This is a genomic window from Bariatricus sp. HCP28S3_F11 (assembly GCF_052065395.1).
Lineage (GTDB): Bacteria > Bacillota > Clostridia > Lachnospirales > Lachnospiraceae > Allocoprococcus.
Map to the genome: position 1 here is coordinate 77,931 of NZ_JBQHUC010000006.1, position 16,332 is coordinate 94,262.

A 16,332-nucleotide genomic window follows, 5' to 3' on the forward strand; every position below is an offset into this window, starting at 1 on the left:
AAAGGGGAACCGGAACATGGATAAAAAAGGAATGACAGGACGGAAACGCACGTTTCTTATGATTACAATCCCGATTGTGTTATTATTCTTCTGTTTTAATACACTGCCTCTGATTCAGGGCATTATTTACAGTTTTACAAATTTCAAAGGTTACGGCAGCTATGACTGGGTAGGACTTCGAAACTACATTGACCTGTTCCAGGATTCGCGGGTAGGCAACTCCTATCTGTTCACCTTCAAACTTGCAATCTGTGCAACGATCGTGGTAAATGTAATCAGTCTTGTACTTGCATTGGGGCTGAACAGTAAAATCAAATTCAAGAGTGCGCTTCGCGGAGCATACTTTGTACCGAATATTTTAGGCGCACTGGTTGTGGGTTACATTTTCAACTATTTCTTTACATATATTCTTCCGGCATTCGGCAAGATGATCGGAAGCGGAACACTTGGTTCCAGTATGCTTTCCAATGAGAAGCTGGCCTGGATAGCAGTTGTGATCGTCTGCGCATGGCAGTCCATTGCGATGAACACGATCATTTATATTTCCGGTCTGCAGACAGTGCCGGAGGATGTATACGAGGCCGGTTCCATCGACGGAGCGACAGGCTGGAAGAAGTTCAAGAATCTGACCTTCCCGCTGATCCTTCCGTTCTTCACCATCAACATGGTGCTTTGCGTGAAGAACTTCCTGATGGTATTCGATCAGATCATGGCATTAACGAAAGGCGGCCCTGCACAGAGTACAGAATCCATCTCCTACCTCATTTACCAGAATGGTATGGGCGGCGGACAGTTTGGATTCCAGAGTGCCAACGCGGTAATCTTCTTTATTGTAATCGTTGGAATTTCCGTATTCCAGCTTGGAGTATTAGGTAAGAAGGAGGAGCAGTTATAATGAAGACGAAAGTAAATCCAAAAGTAAACTGGCCGGTTACGATTTTACTGATCCTGGGACTTATTACTGTTATTTTTCCGCTGTATATGACGATCGTGATCGCATTCAAGCAGCCGTCAGAGATGACGAACAGCATTAGCGGAATCCTTTCTCTTCCGAAGAGCTGGAGCCTTTCCAACTTTGCGGAAGCTATGCGGGTGACCGATTTCTGGCACTCTTTATTTAACAGTATCCTGATCACCGTATTGACGGTTGTGATCTCCATTGTGGTCCACTCCCTCATCGGATACGCGATCGGAAGAAATAAAGGACACAGCAAATTTTATAATTTTGTGTATCTCTACATCGTCAGTGGCATGTTCGTACCCTTCGCAATCCTAATGATGCCGCTGGTAAAACAGACTGCGCATCTCGGGCTTGCGAACTGGGTTGGTGTCATCATCCTTTATGTGGTATTCTACATGCCGATGAATGTCCTTCTTTACTCCGGCTATCTGGTAAATATACCGATGGCACTGGAAGAAGCAGCTTATGTGGACGGTGCGACAACATGGCAGACTTATTGGAAAATCATTTTCCCGATCATGAAGCCAATGCATGCAACCGTTGCGGTCCTGACAGCACTCGGAACATGGAACGATGTTATGACTCCGCTTGTCATTATGTCAGGTTCCGGTATGACAACCCTCCCACTGGCACAGATGACATTCCAGACGCAGTTCGGAACCAATTTTAATCTGGCATTTGCGTCCTACTTGCTGGCACTTCTGCCAATTCTGATTTTCTATCTGATCTGTCAGAAACAAATATTAAATGGTGTGGTAAATGGGGCTGTAAAATAAGAATCAAATGTATATAATATAAGGTGAAAGTAAGGGTCAAAATTAATTTTGGCCCTTGCGCTGTAACAACAAAAATATGGCAATTAAAAATGGAGAGACAGCATGAGCATTATTTTTGAAGAGAAAACAAGAGTATTTACATTAGACACAAAAGAAACGACATACCAAATGCAGATAGATGCATACGGATATCTTCTTCATCTTTATTATGGAAGGAAAGCAAAAGGATGTATGGATTACCTTATTACTTGCGCTGACAGAGGCTTTTCGGGAAATCCGTATGAGGCGGGTGAGGATCGTACCTATTCGATGGATGCGCTCCCGCAGGAGTATCCCTGCAGAGGAACGGGCGATTATCGGAGTACGGCATTGATTGTCCGTGACGGCGCGGGAATCACGGGAAGTGATCTTAAGTTTCGTGGATATGAAATAAAAGATGGAAAATACAGTCTTCCGGGGCTTCCGGCAGTCTATGCTTCGGAGAAGGAAGCCGAAACTTTGGAAATTGATCTTGTGGATCCGGTAAACGGATTGGAAGTGACTTTATTATATGGTGTTCTTCCGGAGGAGAATATCATTACCAGAAGTGTCATAGTCAAAAATGCGGGGAAACATAAGCTTTATCTGGAAAAAGTGCAGTCTGCCTGTCTTGACTTTGTAGGAGGAAGATATGATGTAATCAGCTTCTATGGGCGCCATGTGATGGAACGAAATTTCCAGAGAAGCGAAGTGCTGCATGCAAATACAGTGATCGGAAGCCGCAGAGGCACATCCAGCCATCAGTACAGTCCGGTAGTCATTCTTGCAGGACACGAGACAACCGAATCACATGGAAGCTGCTATGCGATGAACTTTGTTTACAGTGGTGAATTTAAGGCGGAAGTTGAGAAAGATCAGTATAATCAGACGAGAATGCTGATGGGGCTTCAGGATGAAGCATTCTGTTATCCGCTCGACGTGGGTGAAAGTTTCTTCGCACCGGAAGTAATCCTTACTTATACGGATCAGGGACTGAACCGTCTTTCTCAGAATCAGCACGCATGTATCCGGAAACATATTTGCAGGGGAAAATATAAGAATCAAGTGCGGCCGGTGCTTCTGAACAGCTGGGAAGCCTCTTATTTTGATATTACAGGCGAATCTCTCTGCCGGCTTGCCAGACATGCCAAAGAAGCCGGAATCGAAATGCTGGTCATGGATGACGGATGGTTCGGCAAACGGAACGATGACAACAGTGGTCTGGGAGATTGGTATGTCAACGAAAAGAAACTGGGAATGCCATTAAGTGAACTGATTCAGAAAGTCAATGCAGAAGGCTTGAAATTCGGAATCTGGGTGGAACCGGAGATGATAAGTGAAGACAGTGATCTGTACCGCGAGCATCCGGATTGGGCTTTTGCGATACCAGGCAGAAAGCCTGTTCGAAGCAGAAATCAGCTTGTACTTGATTTTTCACGTAGGGACGTGGTAAATTATATCTATGATAAAATCTGTGAGGTACTTGATCAGGGAAATATAGAATATCTGAAATGGGATTACAACCGTAGTATTGCAGAGGTCTACTCGGCAGCGGCAGGTGAGCAGGGAAGAGTCCTCTATGATTATATACTTGGACTTTATGATTTCCTGGAGCGTCTTGTGAACCGCTATCCGGATATGCTGATTGAAGGATGCAGCGGAGGAGGCGGCAGGTTTGACGCGGGGATGTTATATTATACACCGCAGATCTGGTGCAGTGATAATACCGATGCGGCAGACCGGATTCGGATTCAATATGGAACTTCATTCGGGTTCCCGGTTTCAGCGGTGGGTTCTCATGTATCTGCAGTTCCGAACCATCAGACAGGCAGAACGATGCCGATGAATACAAGAGGCGTTGTGGCAATGGCCGGAACCTTTGGATATGAGCTTGATCTGGGCAAACTCGGCAGTGAAGAAAAAGAAGAAATCCGCAGACAGATTCAGGATTATCATAGATATGCAGATCTGATTCAGAACGGAACCTATTTCCGCCTGACCAATCCCTTTGAAGATGAGACGGGAGCATGGGAGTTTGTCTCAGAGGATCGAAGTGAAGTCCTGTTAAATATCGTGATGCTTGAGATGCATGGAAATATGACTGCTTCTTATGTCAGACTTCAGGGGCTGGACGAAGATGCCATGTATAGGAATCAGACTACAGGTGCGCTTTATAGCGGGGCGGCACTGATGGATGCGGGAATTCCGGTTCTGGCAAGTATGAGTGAGTACCAGGCGATACAGATTTATCTGGTGAGAAACTGATAGAGAAAGGACGTTAATATTATGGTTAATGCAGATACAGTATTTCAGAAAAGGATGAATAAACACCACGATGAATTAAAATGGCTCTATATGGAGTTGTACCATAATGAAGATATGTTCGCAGAATTATGTTCTCAGATGTATGAATATTATACCAACCGGCATGAATCTCTGAAAGAGAGAGATCTGATCCGGGAAGAGAATCCGGGATGGTTCAAGAAGAACGATATGCTGGGAATGATGATGTACATCGATAATTTTGCAGGCAATCTGAAAGGTGTGAAGGAGAAACTTTCCTATCTGGAATCATGTAATGTAAACTGTATCCATCTGATGCCGTTTCTGGATTCCCCGAAAGGAAAATCCGACGGAGGATATGCAGTCGCCGATTTTCGTAAGGTGAAGCCTGAGCTTGGAACGATGGAGGATCTGGCTGATCTGGCGGAGGATTGTCATAAAAGAGAGATGAATCTCTGCATGGACTTTGTAATGAATCACACTTCAGAGGACCATGAATGGGCGGTAAAGGCAAAGAACGGTGACGGAGAATACATGAGCCGTTATTTCTTCTATAATAATTATGATATCCCGAGAGAATTTGAAAAAACGGTTCCGCAGGTGTTCCCGACAACCGCACCGGGGAATTTTACATGGGTACCGGAAGCCGGACATTTTGTAATGACGACATTTTACCCGTATCAGTGGGATCTGAATTATCGGAATCCGCGGGTATTCAACGAAATGATGTATAATTTCCTGTTCTTCGCAAATCAGGGAATGGACATCATCCGGATCGATGCAGTTCCTTATATCTGGAAACAGCTCGGAACCCCGTGCAGAAACCTTCCGCAGGTACATACCATTGTCCGTATGATGCGCATGATCGGTGAGATTGTCTGCCCGAGTGTGGCACTTCTCGGTGAAGTAGTCATGGAACCGGAGAAGGTAGTTCCGTATTTTGGTACGGTAGAAAAGCCGGAATGTCATATGCTTTACAACGTAACGACCATGGCAACCACATGGAACAGTGTCGCAACCAAGGATACACGCCTGTTGAAGAAGCAGCTTGATATCGTAAACAGCCTTCCGAGGGAATATACATTCCTGAATTATCTCCGTTGCCATGATGATATAGGATGGGGACTTGATTTTGGCACTCTGAGATCATGGGGAATGAAAGAAGTGGAACACAAACGGTTCCTGAATGATTATTTCACAGGTAAATTCGAGGGAAGTCCGAGCCGCGGAGAACTCTACAACGATGATCCTGTCACACAGGATGCAAGATTCTGCGGAACAACAGCTTCCATGTGCGGAGTAGAAAGCGCCGGATTTGAACAGAATGCTCAGAAAATGGAAGAAGCTATCCGCATGGACCTGATGCTTCATGCCTATATGCTCTCCCAGTCCGGTATCCCAATGCTGTACAGCGGAGATGAAATCGGACAGGTCAATGATTATACTTATAAGAAAGATCCGGATAAATGCGTAGACAGCCGCTATATTCACCGCGGTGCGTTCCGGTGGGATTTGACAGAAAACTGCCAGAATCCGGATACTGTCCAGGGAAAGATCTTCCAGGCGTTGTCGAAGCTGGAGCAGATTCGTAAGAACGAAGCAATTTTCGATGCTTCCGCCAACGTATATACTTACGACGTTCATGATACCGCGATTCTTGGTATCATGCGTGAAAAAGACGGTGAGAAATTCTACAGCTTCTACAACTTCAGCGACCAGGAAAGAACTGCTTGGATGTATGAAGAAGGAGAATATGCGAACCTGATTACCGGAGAAAAAACAGAGCTCAAAGATATCAGGATTCCGGCACATGACTTTATCTGGGCGATGACTGCGAAGGATAAAGATGAGATGGAAGAAGATGTGGCGGAAGAAGCTATAGCGGAAGCAGTTGTGGCGGAAGACGTTATAGAGGAAGAGCCGATCGCGGAAGAAAGTGTAATAGGTGACGCGGCAGAAGAATCTTCGGAAACAGTGACTGCGCCGTTAGAAGAAAAAAAAGAACCTGTGAAGCCGGTTTCAGTTCCGAACAAGAACAAAAAGATCAGAAATGTAAGTAAAAGAAGAGCGGCAAAAAAACATAATAAAGTATAGTAATGTCTAAATGAACAGCCAGTCTGCAAACTTGCCGGCAGATTGGCTGTTTTTTGATTGCTGCAATCTAATGACTATAAAATTGACACATCCATCTTCATTATTTACCTATCAGCATCAAAAGAAATTAAGTAAAATATAATTGAACATTATGAGTAAAATAGAGAGGTAGGAGTCATGGGAGAATTATCAACTCTTCCGAATATTGGAAAAGTAGTAGAAGAACAATTGATACAAGTTGGAATTACGACGGCTGCAGAATTGCATGAAATTGGTGCGAAAGCGGCATGGTTGAAAATACAGGAAATCGATGAATCCGCTTGTATAAACCGGCTGATGGCATTGGAAGGAGCGATTCGGGGAGTCAAGAAAACAATGCTGCCCGACGAAGTGAAAGCTGATTTGAAAGATTTCTATAGAGAACATAGAAGATAGATAGAGTGCGAAGGGAAGCGTTATTTTATTATGAAAATTGTAATATTACACGGGTAAAGTCATAAAGGAAGTACATACATGGTGGCGAGAGAATTGGCAGACAAGGTCGGCGGCGAGATTGATGAGTTCTTTTTGCCGCGAAATTTCAATAAGCACTGCACGGGGTGTTTTACCTGTTTTCAGACAGAATTATCGAAATGTCCGCATTACAAAGAACCGGAGCCGTTAGAAAAGGCAGTTCTCAGCGCGGATCTCATTATCCTGGCAAGTCCGGTTTATGTATACCATGCTTCCGGTCAGATGATGAGTTTCCTGGATCATTTCGGAACCTGGTGGATGGTACACAGACCAAGGCCGGAAATGAGCAGAAAGCAGGCAGTTGCGATCAGCACGGCTGCCGGAGGCAGAATGAAAAGTACGGTGAAGGATATGGCGGACAGTCTTGAAATGTGGGGTATTTCAAAAGTGTACCGTCTGGGAATCGGTGTTCAGGTAGCGAGACCGGATGAAATTCCGGACGGGATTAAGAAGAGTATCCATAGGAAAACGGATAAGATGGCTGGGCAGATTCGGGAAAATGCAGGAAAACAGGGATGCAACAGGCGCGCAAAAATGTGGTTCTATTTGATGCGCATGGCTCATAAGCATTTTGCGCCGATGGAACCGGATTACGGATATTGGGAAGAACGGGGCTGGCACGGAAAGAAGCGGCCCTGGAAATAAAAGATCAAGTCAGCGGGAGGATGGAACTGGACCGAAAAGTATATTGGTGCGAAAACAGCAGTTTGTATTAAAACGGTAATAATTGTGTAAAATGATTTACAGAAACGTAAAAATAGTATAGCAGGTATTGCTAATTCGGAAGTTGATTGGTAAAATAACAGAGAAAACGATATCACAGAAAAGAGACATTAGAAATGAGGTAAAGAATGAACAGTCTGAATGAATGCAATGATAAGAAGATTCCGGGAAGCATTATTCCGGACCTGTTTTTGTCCTTTTTTAAAATAGGCTTATTCACTTTTGGCGGCGGTCTTGCGATGCTTGCACTGATCGAGGAACAGTGTGTAGAAAAGAAGCATTGGATTACGCACGATGAAATGATGTATGTGACAATCATAGCAGAATCAACACCCGGACCGATTGCAATAAACTGTGCAACCTTTGTGGGATATCAGCAGGCGGGACTATCAGGAGCCCTTGCCGCAACAGTCGGAGTCGTTCTCCCTTCATTTTTCATCATTTATCTGATATCCATGTTTCTGAACCAGTTTTTGGAAATCAAAATTATCGCAAATGCATTCAAAGGAATCAAGGCTGCAGTCGGAATCATCATTCTGGATGCGGCAGTCATGATGATACGCAAGATGAATAAAGACAGGATCACGCAGGGAATCATGCTCGTGTCGTTTGCGGCCATGTTTCTGATCCAGATATTCTCCTGGAACTTTTCTTCGATCAGCCTGATGATTATTGCGGCAATTTTCAGTCTTGCGCTTTATCAGATCAATGTGATACGCCATGGAAAGGAGAAAAGAGAAAAATGATTTATCTTGAGCTTTTCCTGGCATTCTTGAAAGTGGGATGTTTTTCTTTCGGAGGTGCATATGGTGCGATTTCTCTGATACGTGACGTTGTTCTGACGCATGGCTGGCTCAGTGAAGAAACGCTGACCTATATGATTGCCGTCAGCGAAAGCACGCCTGGTCCGATCATGGTGAATCTTGCGACCTATATCGGCCTCAGCCAGGCTGGTATATCGGGAGCAGTTTTGGCAACATTTGCAGTCGTTCTCCCTGCATTTGTGATTATTCTGCTGTTTGTAGCTGCCTTAAAGAGAGTATGGAATCATGGCTGTGTACAAGCCGTCATCGGAGGCCTGAAGCCCTGCGTCATCGGAATCATCCTCGCAACAGGAGTAACCATGATCCTGGGAAACTGCATCCGGTTGGAGGAAAATGTGGCGGCAGACATACGTTCTGTCATCGTCACGGTCATTCTCGGAGCTGTTCTTTTTATCTTTAAATATCTGTTGAAGAAAAAGATTTCTCCAATGTGGATCATTCTATGTTCTGCGATCCTGGGAATCATAATATGGGGAATCAGGTGACCGCGTCAGCCAGTCACCCGTCCCGTCAGTCAATATACCGGAACAACCAGGTGTCTCACAAGACCGTGGAAAACGCCGGCACTTAATGGCAGCAGCCGCATAAGCGGCGCCCTGGCATTTAGTACCGCGGCGTTTTCCCCCGAGCAAAAGCGGGTCTTGTGAGACACCTGGTTGTGGATAATTTTCGATACAATCCCATTTCCCCATTCCCATTCCCCCAAAAAAGTGATACAGTATAAGAAAAAGAATTGTAAATGTTTTCTCAAGGAGGAAGAAATAATGGCAAAGAATATTTTCGAGCCTATGATGGCAAAATTGAAAGCAGATCCGAAAAAGATCGTATTTACCGAAGGAACAGATGAAAGAATTCTGGAAGCAGCTTCTCGTTTACTGAAAGACGGTTTCCTCACACCTGTTCTGGTTGGAAAAGTTGAAGAAGTAAAAGCCGCTGCTGAAAAATTCGGATTTGATATCACCGGAGCAGAGATCGTTGATCCGGATAACTTTGATAAATTCGATGAGATGGTTGAACTGTTCTGTGAACTTCGTAAGAAAAAAGGCGTGACACCGGAGCAGGCAAAAGAAGTATTAAGCCATGCAAACTACTTCGGAACCATGCTGGTTAAGATGGGACTTGCTGATTCTCTTCTTGGAGGAGCAACCTACTCTACAGCTGATACCGTTCGTCCGGCTCTTCAGGTTATCAAGACAAAACCGGGCAACAAGATCGTTTCTTCATGCTTCATTCTTGCGCGTCCGACAGCAGACGGAGAGAATGAGATACTTGCAATGGGAGACTGCGCGATCAACCTGAAACCGACCGAAGATGATCTGGTTGAAATCGCCGGTGAGACCGCTGCATGCAGTAAATTATTCGGCATCGATCCGAAAGTTGCATTCTTAAGCTACTCTACACTCGGATCCGGAAAGGGAGAAGATGTAGACAAGATGCGCAATGCTACAGCAAAAGCAAAAGAACAGTTCCCGGATCTTGCAATCGACGGAGAATTACAGTTTGACGCTGCTGTTTCACCACGCGTAGCTCAGACAAAATGTCCGGACAGCAAAGTGGCAGGACATGCAAACGTATTTATTTTCCCGGATATCAATGCAGGAAATATCGGATACAAGATTGCGCAGCGCCTCGGCGGATTTGATGCATACGGACCGATCCTTCTCGGACTGAATGCCCCGATCAATGACCTGTCCCGCGGATGTAACGCAGACGAAGTTTACGTAATGGCCATCTTGACAGCCGCACTTGCTTAATTTTCAAAAGTACGTGAATCGAGCTCTCTTTCTGATGAGGAAAGGGAGCTTTTCTTCTACTGGGATTCCAAACAATGGTATTATACTCTGTTATTATATTTTCTAATAGTGATAGCGTAACACAGATGAACATGTTAAAATATAAACAAAGATTCTCTGAAATACAAGTCTAGAAAAGAGGTAGAAAATGAGTAAAGAGTCATTATTACTGCAGCCATTAAAAGTAGGAAATCTGACATTAAAGAACCGTATCATGTTCCCGCCGCTTACTACCGGATATGAAGAGCGGGACGGATCGATCGGGGAGCGGAGTTTTCATTTTTATGAAAGACTGGCAAAAGGGGGAGCTTCTTATGTCGTGATCGGAGATGTAGCTCCGGTCAATACTGCATCGCCGACGCCGAAGCTGTTTGATGACCGTCAGATTCCGGCATTCAGAAAACTGGCAGATGCAATGCACGTATATGATTGTAAGCTTGCATTGCAGCTATTCCATCCGGAATACGATGTGCCGGGTGTAGGAAAGATGATCCAGGGTTCCATGATGGCAATGAAAGAGGCTGAAGCTGCCAAAGCACAGGGGGACATGGAGGCTTTCGGAGTTAAGATGAAGGAAGCGGGACAGCTCCGCAATGATGCCTATGCGAAACTGCATCATGACATGCAGCATTTTGTTTCGGAAGCGACTGTAGAACAGTTGGAAGAGATCAAGAAATCCATTGCAGCATCCGCAAGAAGAGCGGCTGAGGCCGGAGTGGATGCGATCGAGGTTCACGGAGACCGTCTGCTGGGTTCCTTGTGCTCTACCGTTCTGAATCACAGAACCGATGAATACGGAGGTGTATTTGAGAACCGTATTCGCTATGCATTGGAAGTGGTTGCGGCAATCAAAGAAGCGGCACCGTCTCTGATGGTGGAATATAAGCTCCCGTTCATCACAATCAACGCGGATGGAAGTGACCGTGGAAAAGGCGGACTTTATGAGGCGGAAGGTATTGAATTTGCAAAGAGACTGGAAGCAGCAGGAGTGGATATGATCCAGGTCGCTCAGGCAAATCATACCGGAAATATGGGCGATACCATTCCTTCTATGGGAACCGTTCCATATAACTGGACCCTTCCGATTGCAAAGAAAGTGAAAGAAGTGGTATCGATTCCGGTTGCAACGGTAGGACGAGTAGTAAATGTGAAAAATGGAGAGGAGATTCTTGCAAATGGCGAAGCAGATATGATCAGCTACGGAAGATCCCTGCTCTGTGATCCGGATATTGCGATTAAGATTGAGAAGGATGAACCGATCCGTGAATGCCTGAACTGTAATAAGGGATGCGTAGATGCAATCCAGAATCGCCGTTATATTTCCTGTGTACTTAATGCGGAAAATGGAGACGAGGCAACCATTTTCATTAAACCTGCAGAAGAGAAGAAGCATGTTGTGATTGTCGGAGCAGGTATTGCCGGACTGGAAGCGGCACGTGTGGCAGCAGTTCGCGGACATCAGGTAGACGTTTATGAGAAAGCGGATCATATCGGAGGACAGATCCATCTTGCAGCGGTACCGCCGAGAAAGAGCGAGATCCTTCGTTCCGTTGAATATTTTGAGAGAATTTTGCCGGAACTTGGGGTAACGATCCATCTGAATACAGAATGCAGCAAAGAGATTATGAATGGTGCAGATGCTGTGATCGTGGCAGTCGGTGCACATGATTTCATCCTTCCGGTGCCGGGAACAGACAGTGAAAACGTCGTATCTTCGTGGGATGTTTTGAGTGGAAAAGCAGAAGTCAAAGGCCACTGTGCTATCATCGGCGGCGGTCTTGTCGGAACGGAGACTGCAGAATATGTACTGGAGAAAGGCTGTCAGGTATCGGTGATTGAAATGCTGGATCAGATTGCAAATGGAGAATCATCCACCATTCTTCCGATTATCATGAAAGATTTTGCACAGCATGATGTAAAACAGTATGTCAATACAAAAGTCAACCGTATCGTCAACGAAGGAAAGACGATTCTTGCTACGGATACAAAGGAAGGGAAAGAAATCTCCATAAACTGCGATACGATCATTATGGCAGTGGGATCCAAGAAAAATGAGTTGGATACAGAAGGTGTTACTGTACCGGTTTATTATGTAGGAGATTGTTCCGGAGATAGAACGGCAAGCATTGCAGAAGCAGTTCGTTCGGGATATGCGGCTGCAAATGGTATTTAATGAGAAGATTAGGGGCGACATTACAATCGCCCCTAATTGTGTAAAAATAATAAAAAATACATCCTATGCTATATATTTTTCAATACCCGCTCTGCATTCTTATAACAGATTGCGCCGATTTCACCGGAAGTAAAGCCCGCCTTCTCGAGAGCCGGAAGAAGAAGCGGCATATCCTGACATCCGGCAAGTTCCATTTCACAGCTCATTCCGTCGAAATCACTTCCAAGAGCAGCAATATCAATGCCTCCTACATTTACAATGTGGCGCAGATGTTCAGCAATCACTTCGGCGCTGCAGATCCCGCTATCCTGCAGAAATGTACCATAGAAATTCACACCCACCAGTCCCTGACGTTCTCCGATCATTCGGATCATCCGGTCGGTCAGATTCCGGGAATGTCCGCAGAGAGCGCGGCAGCAGGAGTGACTGGCAACAAACGGCTTATTAGTATTCTGATACACATCTTCAAAACCGGCATCGGAAAGATGCGATACATCGATCAACATACCGAGCCGTTCCATTTCTCCAATCACCTCCAGACCGAAAGGCTTCAGACCGGTTCCGCTTTGGGAAGACATGTTATGAGGAAATCCCAGTTCATTTTCATAGTTCCACGTCAGGGTGATCAGGCGTATTCCTTCCTCGTAAAGCGTGTACAGACGGCTCATGTCATTTTCCAGAATACCGCCTTCTTCTACTGTGAGAAAACAGGAAAGCTTTCCGGCGGATTTGTTGCGCAGATAATCATCAAAAGAAAAGGCGCAGGATACCTCAGCGTGTCTGTCGGCGCTACTTTTTAGAAGACGGATCATCTGTAATGCATCTGTGTAATGGCTTTCACTTATCGGAGTCTGCTTCCGGTTGATAAAGCAGGCAAAGAACTGAGCCAGAGCGCCGGTCTTATGTAGTCTGGAAAGATCAATGTGTCCGCGGTTTTCCCACGGGGTTTCATCCGGAAGCGTGTCTTCCTGCGTGTAGAGACGATAGAGTGTATCACAGTGGAGGTCAATGTAGTTCATAATCAAATCCTTCTTTCTATTCAGAATAAATGTCCATATACTGTATTTAGTATACTTTATGAAGAATGGCTTGTAAAATGAAATTGCAATATATAGTGCGAAACTGGTATAATACGGTTAGATACCGATCAGGAAAACGGAAAGGGGAATAAGGAATGGTGTATGTGTAGAGGAATTTGAAAAATAATTCCAAAACTTCGTCACAATGCCACGTTGACAATCGAAAGCGTGGTTTAATATAATAGAATAAACAAGGGCGTTTTCTGATAGGGAAAGAGCGCCCTTTTTTCAATATCAGAGAGTTTAGTATTATCAAAATGCAGTCTGTTTTTCAGTATGGAGGAATACATAATTATGAGAAATTATACAAGAAAAGATATTCTGCGTCTGGTGGAAGAAGAAGATGTCGGATTTATCCGTCTGCAGTTTACTGACATTTACGGTACATTGAAAAATGTGGCGATCACTACAGGACAGCTTGAAAGAGCATTGAATAATGAATGCATGTTTGACGGATCTTCAATTGAAGGATTTTCGCGGATCGAAGAATCAGACATGTATCTTCGGCCGGACCTGAATACATTTACCATTTTCCCATGGCGGCCGCAGCAGGGAAAAGTGGCAAGATTTATCTGTGATATCTACCGTCCGGACGGAACAGCGTACGAGAGCGACCCACGCCAGGTTCTGGAAAATGTAATTCGGGAAACCGAAGAAATGGGATATCAGTTTGTAGTCGGACCTGAATTTGAATTTTTCCTTTTCCATCAGGATGATGATGGAACACCGACGACAACAACGCATGAGAAGGCGGGATATTTTGATCTTGGGCCACTCGATCTGGGAGAAAATGCGAGAAGGGATATGGTGCTCACACTGGAGGATATGGGAATAGAGATTGAGGCATCCCATCATGAAATGGCACCGGCGCAGCATGAGATCGATCTGAAATACGAGGAAGCGCTTGAAACTGCGGATAATATGGTTACGTTCCGGATGGTTGTGAAAACAATTGCCAAACGTCACGGATTACATGCGACCTTTATGCCAAAACCGAAATACGGAATCAATGGTTCCGGAATGCACCTGAATATGTCACTTTCCAGAGATGGAGAGAATATTTTCTCGGATGAAAATGATGAACATGGTCTGAGCCAGGAAGCTTATTATTTCATCGGCGGACTCATGAAGCATATCAAGGCGATTACATTTATCACGAATCCTCTGGTAAATTCTTACAAACGTCTTGTACCCGGATATGAAGCACCTACTTATATTGCGTGGTCGGCAAATAATAGAACACCGCTGATCCGGATTCCGGAATCCAGAAGGAGCGGTAAACGAATCGAGCTGCGAAGCCCGGATGCATCTGCAAATCCATATCTTGCACTTGCGGTTTGTCTGGCAGCAGGAATGGAGGGAATCCGTGAAAAAATTCTTCCTCCAAAAGAAATCAGTCAGAATATTTTTGAATTGAATGAAGAGGAGAAAAAGGCGCTTGGCATTGAATGTCTCCCGGGCAGCCTTATGGAAGCGGTAGAAGAATTTGAGAAAGATGCTTTTATCCAGAAGGTACTTGGAGAGGAACTTTCCCAGAAATTCATCAAAGCCAAAAAAGCAGAGTATGACAGATACCGCAGCCAAGTTTCAGAATGGGAAATGAATGAGTATCTTCAGAAATATTAGACCTCCTTACCAAGTAGCATTGAATAGGCGAAAAGAGTGAGGAGGCTGGTATAGTGAGTAGTATTGTTGTTGTATTTCCCAAGAAGGAAAATGCGACGAATATTCGAAATATACTGGTACGAAACGGATTTAGTGTGATGGCGGTCTGTACGACCGGTGCGCAGGCGATCCAATATGCAGATGATCTCGATGACGGGATTATAGTTTGCGGGTATAAATTATCGGATATGCTATATACTGAATTAAGAGAATATCTGCCGGAGACATTTGAGATGCTGCTGGTTGCGTCACCGGATAAATGGCATGATGGCCGGATTCCGGGTGTGATCGGCCTTGGGACGCCCATCAAAGTATTTGATCTTGTAAATACGATGGAAATGCTGATGCGCACGATGGAGCGGCGCAGAAAGAAACGTAAGGCCGACCTGAAGAACAGAAACCCGAAGCAGCAGGCATTAGTGAAGCAGGCAAAAGAGCTTCTGATGGAGCGAAATCATATGACAGAGGAAGAAGCACACCGCTATCTGCAGAAATGCAGTATGGACAGCGGAACGAATATGGTGGAGACCGCTCAGATGGTACTTAGTATTATGGCAGAATAGGAGTTGGCAGGAGCGAAGCGATCTATGAATTTTACGAAGATGCATGGACTTGGAAACGACTATGTATTTGTGAATTGCTTCAGAGAAAAGATAACAGAACCATCAGAATTAGCAAAAAGAATCAGTGACAGACATTTTGGAATTGGATCGGACGGATTGATACTGGTGAAACCTTCCGTGAAGGCTGATTTTAAAATGGAGATTTACAATGCGGACGGTTCCGCTGCAAAAATGTGTGGAAACGGGATCCGCTGTCTCGCAAAATACGTGTATGAGTGTGGAATGACGACAAAGACAGCACTTACGATCGAGACGGACTGCGGTATACGTAATCTGGCGCTTCAGATTGAGGAAGGTGAGGTGGAGGCAGTCTGCGTGGATATGGGAACCCCCAGACTGAATACCCATTGCATCCCGATTTTGTGCGAGCGAGATCTTGTACTGAATGAACCGATCACGGTGAAGGGAGAGGAATACCGGATTACGGGGATTTCCATGGGGAATCCACACGCAGTTGTCTATGTGGATCATGTGAAGGATTTCCCGGTGGAGGAGCTGGGACCGGCGTTTGAGTTCCATCCTAGGTTTCCGGATCGGATCAATGCAGAGTTTTGTCAGGTGATTGATCGAAAAACGATTGCCATGAGAATCTGGGAAAGGGGTTCGGGAGAGACGCTTGCCTGTGGTACGGGAGCCTGTGCCGCCTGTGTTGCATCCGTATTGAATGACTTGACAGATGAGAAAGTTACAGTTAAATTATTAGGAGGAGAATTAGCCGTCAGATGGGACCGCAAGGTCAATCATGTGTATATGACAGGACCTGCAGAGCGGGTGTTTGACGGAAGTTTATAAAAGGAGAAGATATCA

At 45.0% G+C, this 16,332-nt stretch carries 13 protein-coding genes and 1 pseudogene; 13 read left to right on the top strand and 1 reads right to left on the bottom strand.

What is annotated here, in order from left to right:
• Window positions 1-16: 16 nt before the first annotated feature.
• The 10 genes and pseudogenes from ACTNBR_RS04685 to bilR all read left to right on the top strand — a co-directional run bounded on the left by ACTNBR_RS04685 (window position 17) and on the right by bilR (window position 12,158).
• Window positions 17-895, top strand: coding sequence for a carbohydrate ABC transporter permease (locus ACTNBR_RS04685; RefSeq protein WP_441016593.1), 879 nt, complete (start codon window positions 17-19; stop codon window positions 893-895).
• A complete protein-coding gene (locus ACTNBR_RS04690) occupies window positions 895-1,737 on the top strand; it encodes a carbohydrate ABC transporter permease (RefSeq protein ID WP_441016590.1) in 843 nt (280 codons plus the stop codon). Before ACTNBR_RS04685 ends, ACTNBR_RS04690 begins: the two co-directional genes overlap by 1 nt.
• A 102-nt stretch (window positions 1,738-1,839) precedes the next feature.
• Window positions 1,840-4,020 carry an alpha-galactosidase gene (locus tag ACTNBR_RS04695; protein WP_441016587.1) on the top strand — a complete coding sequence of 727 codons (2,181 nt, stop codon included), beginning with the start codon at window positions 1,840-1,842 and terminating at the stop codon, window positions 4,018-4,020.
• Between the two features lie 21 nt (window positions 4,021-4,041).
• Window positions 4,042-6,132, top strand: coding sequence for an alpha-amylase family protein (locus ACTNBR_RS04700; RefSeq protein ID WP_441016584.1), 2,091 nt, complete (start codon window positions 4,042-4,044; stop codon window positions 6,130-6,132).
• Window positions 6,133-6,309: 177 nt separating this feature from the next.
• Entirely contained in the window at window positions 6,310-6,567 is a 258-nt protein-coding gene (locus tag ACTNBR_RS04705) for a TfoX/Sxy family protein (protein ID WP_427806311.1), read from the top strand.
• 72 nt (window positions 6,568-6,639) lie between these two features.
• Window positions 6,640-7,290 (top strand): annotated as a pseudogene (locus ACTNBR_RS04710) (flavodoxin family protein); the annotation flags it as partial.
• Between the two features lie 206 nt (window positions 7,291-7,496).
• On the top strand, window positions 7,497-8,114 hold the full coding sequence (locus ACTNBR_RS04715; protein ID WP_441016581.1) for a chromate transporter: 618 nt from the start codon (window positions 7,497-7,499) through the stop codon (window positions 8,112-8,114).
• On the top strand, window positions 8,111-8,677 hold the full coding sequence (locus ACTNBR_RS04720) for a chromate transporter (protein ID WP_427806314.1): 567 nt from the start codon (window positions 8,111-8,113) through the stop codon (window positions 8,675-8,677). Before ACTNBR_RS04715 ends, ACTNBR_RS04720 begins: the two co-directional genes overlap by 4 nt.
• Window positions 8,678-8,956: 279 nt before the next feature.
• Complete coding sequence (gene pta / locus ACTNBR_RS04725; protein WP_441016578.1) at window positions 8,957-9,946, top strand: phosphate acetyltransferase; 990 nt, start codon at window positions 8,957-8,959, stop codon at window positions 9,944-9,946.
• Window positions 9,947-10,133: 187 nt separating this feature from the next.
• Window positions 10,134-12,158 carry a bilirubin reductase, long form gene (bilR, locus tag ACTNBR_RS04730; protein ID WP_441016575.1) on the top strand — a complete coding sequence of 675 codons (2,025 nt, stop codon included), beginning with the start codon at window positions 10,134-10,136 and terminating at the stop codon, window positions 12,156-12,158.
• Window positions 12,159-12,226: 68 nt separating this feature from the next.
• Here the strand turns inward: bilR and ACTNBR_RS04735 are convergent, their stop codons facing one another.
• Entirely contained in the window at window positions 12,227-13,177 is a 951-nt protein-coding gene (locus ACTNBR_RS04735; protein WP_441016572.1) for a dipeptidase, read from the bottom strand.
• A gap of 354 nt (window positions 13,178-13,531) precedes the next feature.
• On the opposite strand from ACTNBR_RS04735, the gene glnA reads away from it, so the two are divergent.
• The 3 genes from glnA to dapF are packed head-to-tail and all read left to right on the top strand — an operon-like array spanning window position 13,532 to window position 16,317.
• Window positions 13,532-14,863: a type I glutamate--ammonia ligase gene (gene glnA / locus ACTNBR_RS04740; RefSeq protein WP_427818913.1), complete on the top strand. Its 1,332-nt coding sequence runs from the start codon at window positions 13,532-13,534 to the stop codon at window positions 14,861-14,863.
• A 53-nt stretch (window positions 14,864-14,916) separates the two neighbouring features.
• The gene (locus ACTNBR_RS04745) at window positions 14,917-15,465 is read left to right on the top strand and encodes an ANTAR domain-containing response regulator (protein ID WP_427806320.1); all 549 of its coding nucleotides are present in this window, start codon (window positions 14,917-14,919) and stop codon (window positions 15,463-15,465) included.
• Between the two features lie 24 nt (window positions 15,466-15,489).
• On the top strand, window positions 15,490-16,317 hold the full coding sequence (gene dapF, locus ACTNBR_RS04750) for a diaminopimelate epimerase (protein ID WP_441016569.1): 828 nt from the start codon (window positions 15,490-15,492) through the stop codon (window positions 16,315-16,317).
• Window positions 16,318-16,332: the final 15 nt, after the last annotated feature.

Coding starts and splice junctions, on each gene's coding strand:
- ACTNBR_RS04705 (WP_427806311.1), top strand. CDS start 6,310: ATGGGAGAATTATCAACTCTTCCGAATATTGGAAAAGTAGTAGAAGAA.
- bilR (WP_441016575.1), top strand. CDS start 10,134: ATGAGTAAAGAGTCATTATTACTGCAGCCATTAAAAGTAGGAAATCTG.
- dapF (WP_441016569.1), top strand. CDS start 15,490: ATGAATTTTACGAAGATGCATGGACTTGGAAACGACTATGTATTTGTG.
- ACTNBR_RS04720 (WP_427806314.1), top strand. CDS start 8,111: ATGATTTATCTTGAGCTTTTCCTGGCATTCTTGAAAGTGGGATGTTTT.
- ACTNBR_RS04735 (WP_441016572.1), bottom strand. CDS start 13,177: ATGAACTACATTGACCTCCACTGTGATACACTCTATCGTCTCTACACG.
- ACTNBR_RS04685 (WP_441016593.1), top strand. CDS start 17: ATGGATAAAAAAGGAATGACAGGACGGAAACGCACGTTTCTTATGATT.
- pta (WP_441016578.1), top strand. CDS start 8,957: ATGGCAAAGAATATTTTCGAGCCTATGATGGCAAAATTGAAAGCAGAT.
- ACTNBR_RS04695 (WP_441016587.1), top strand. CDS start 1,840: ATGAGCATTATTTTTGAAGAGAAAACAAGAGTATTTACATTAGACACA.
- ACTNBR_RS04690 (WP_441016590.1), top strand. CDS start 895: ATGAAGACGAAAGTAAATCCAAAAGTAAACTGGCCGGTTACGATTTTA.
- ACTNBR_RS04715 (WP_441016581.1), top strand. CDS start 7,497: ATGAACAGTCTGAATGAATGCAATGATAAGAAGATTCCGGGAAGCATT.
- glnA (WP_427818913.1), top strand. CDS start 13,532: ATGAGAAATTATACAAGAAAAGATATTCTGCGTCTGGTGGAAGAAGAA.
- ACTNBR_RS04700 (WP_441016584.1), top strand. CDS start 4,042: ATGGTTAATGCAGATACAGTATTTCAGAAAAGGATGAATAAACACCAC.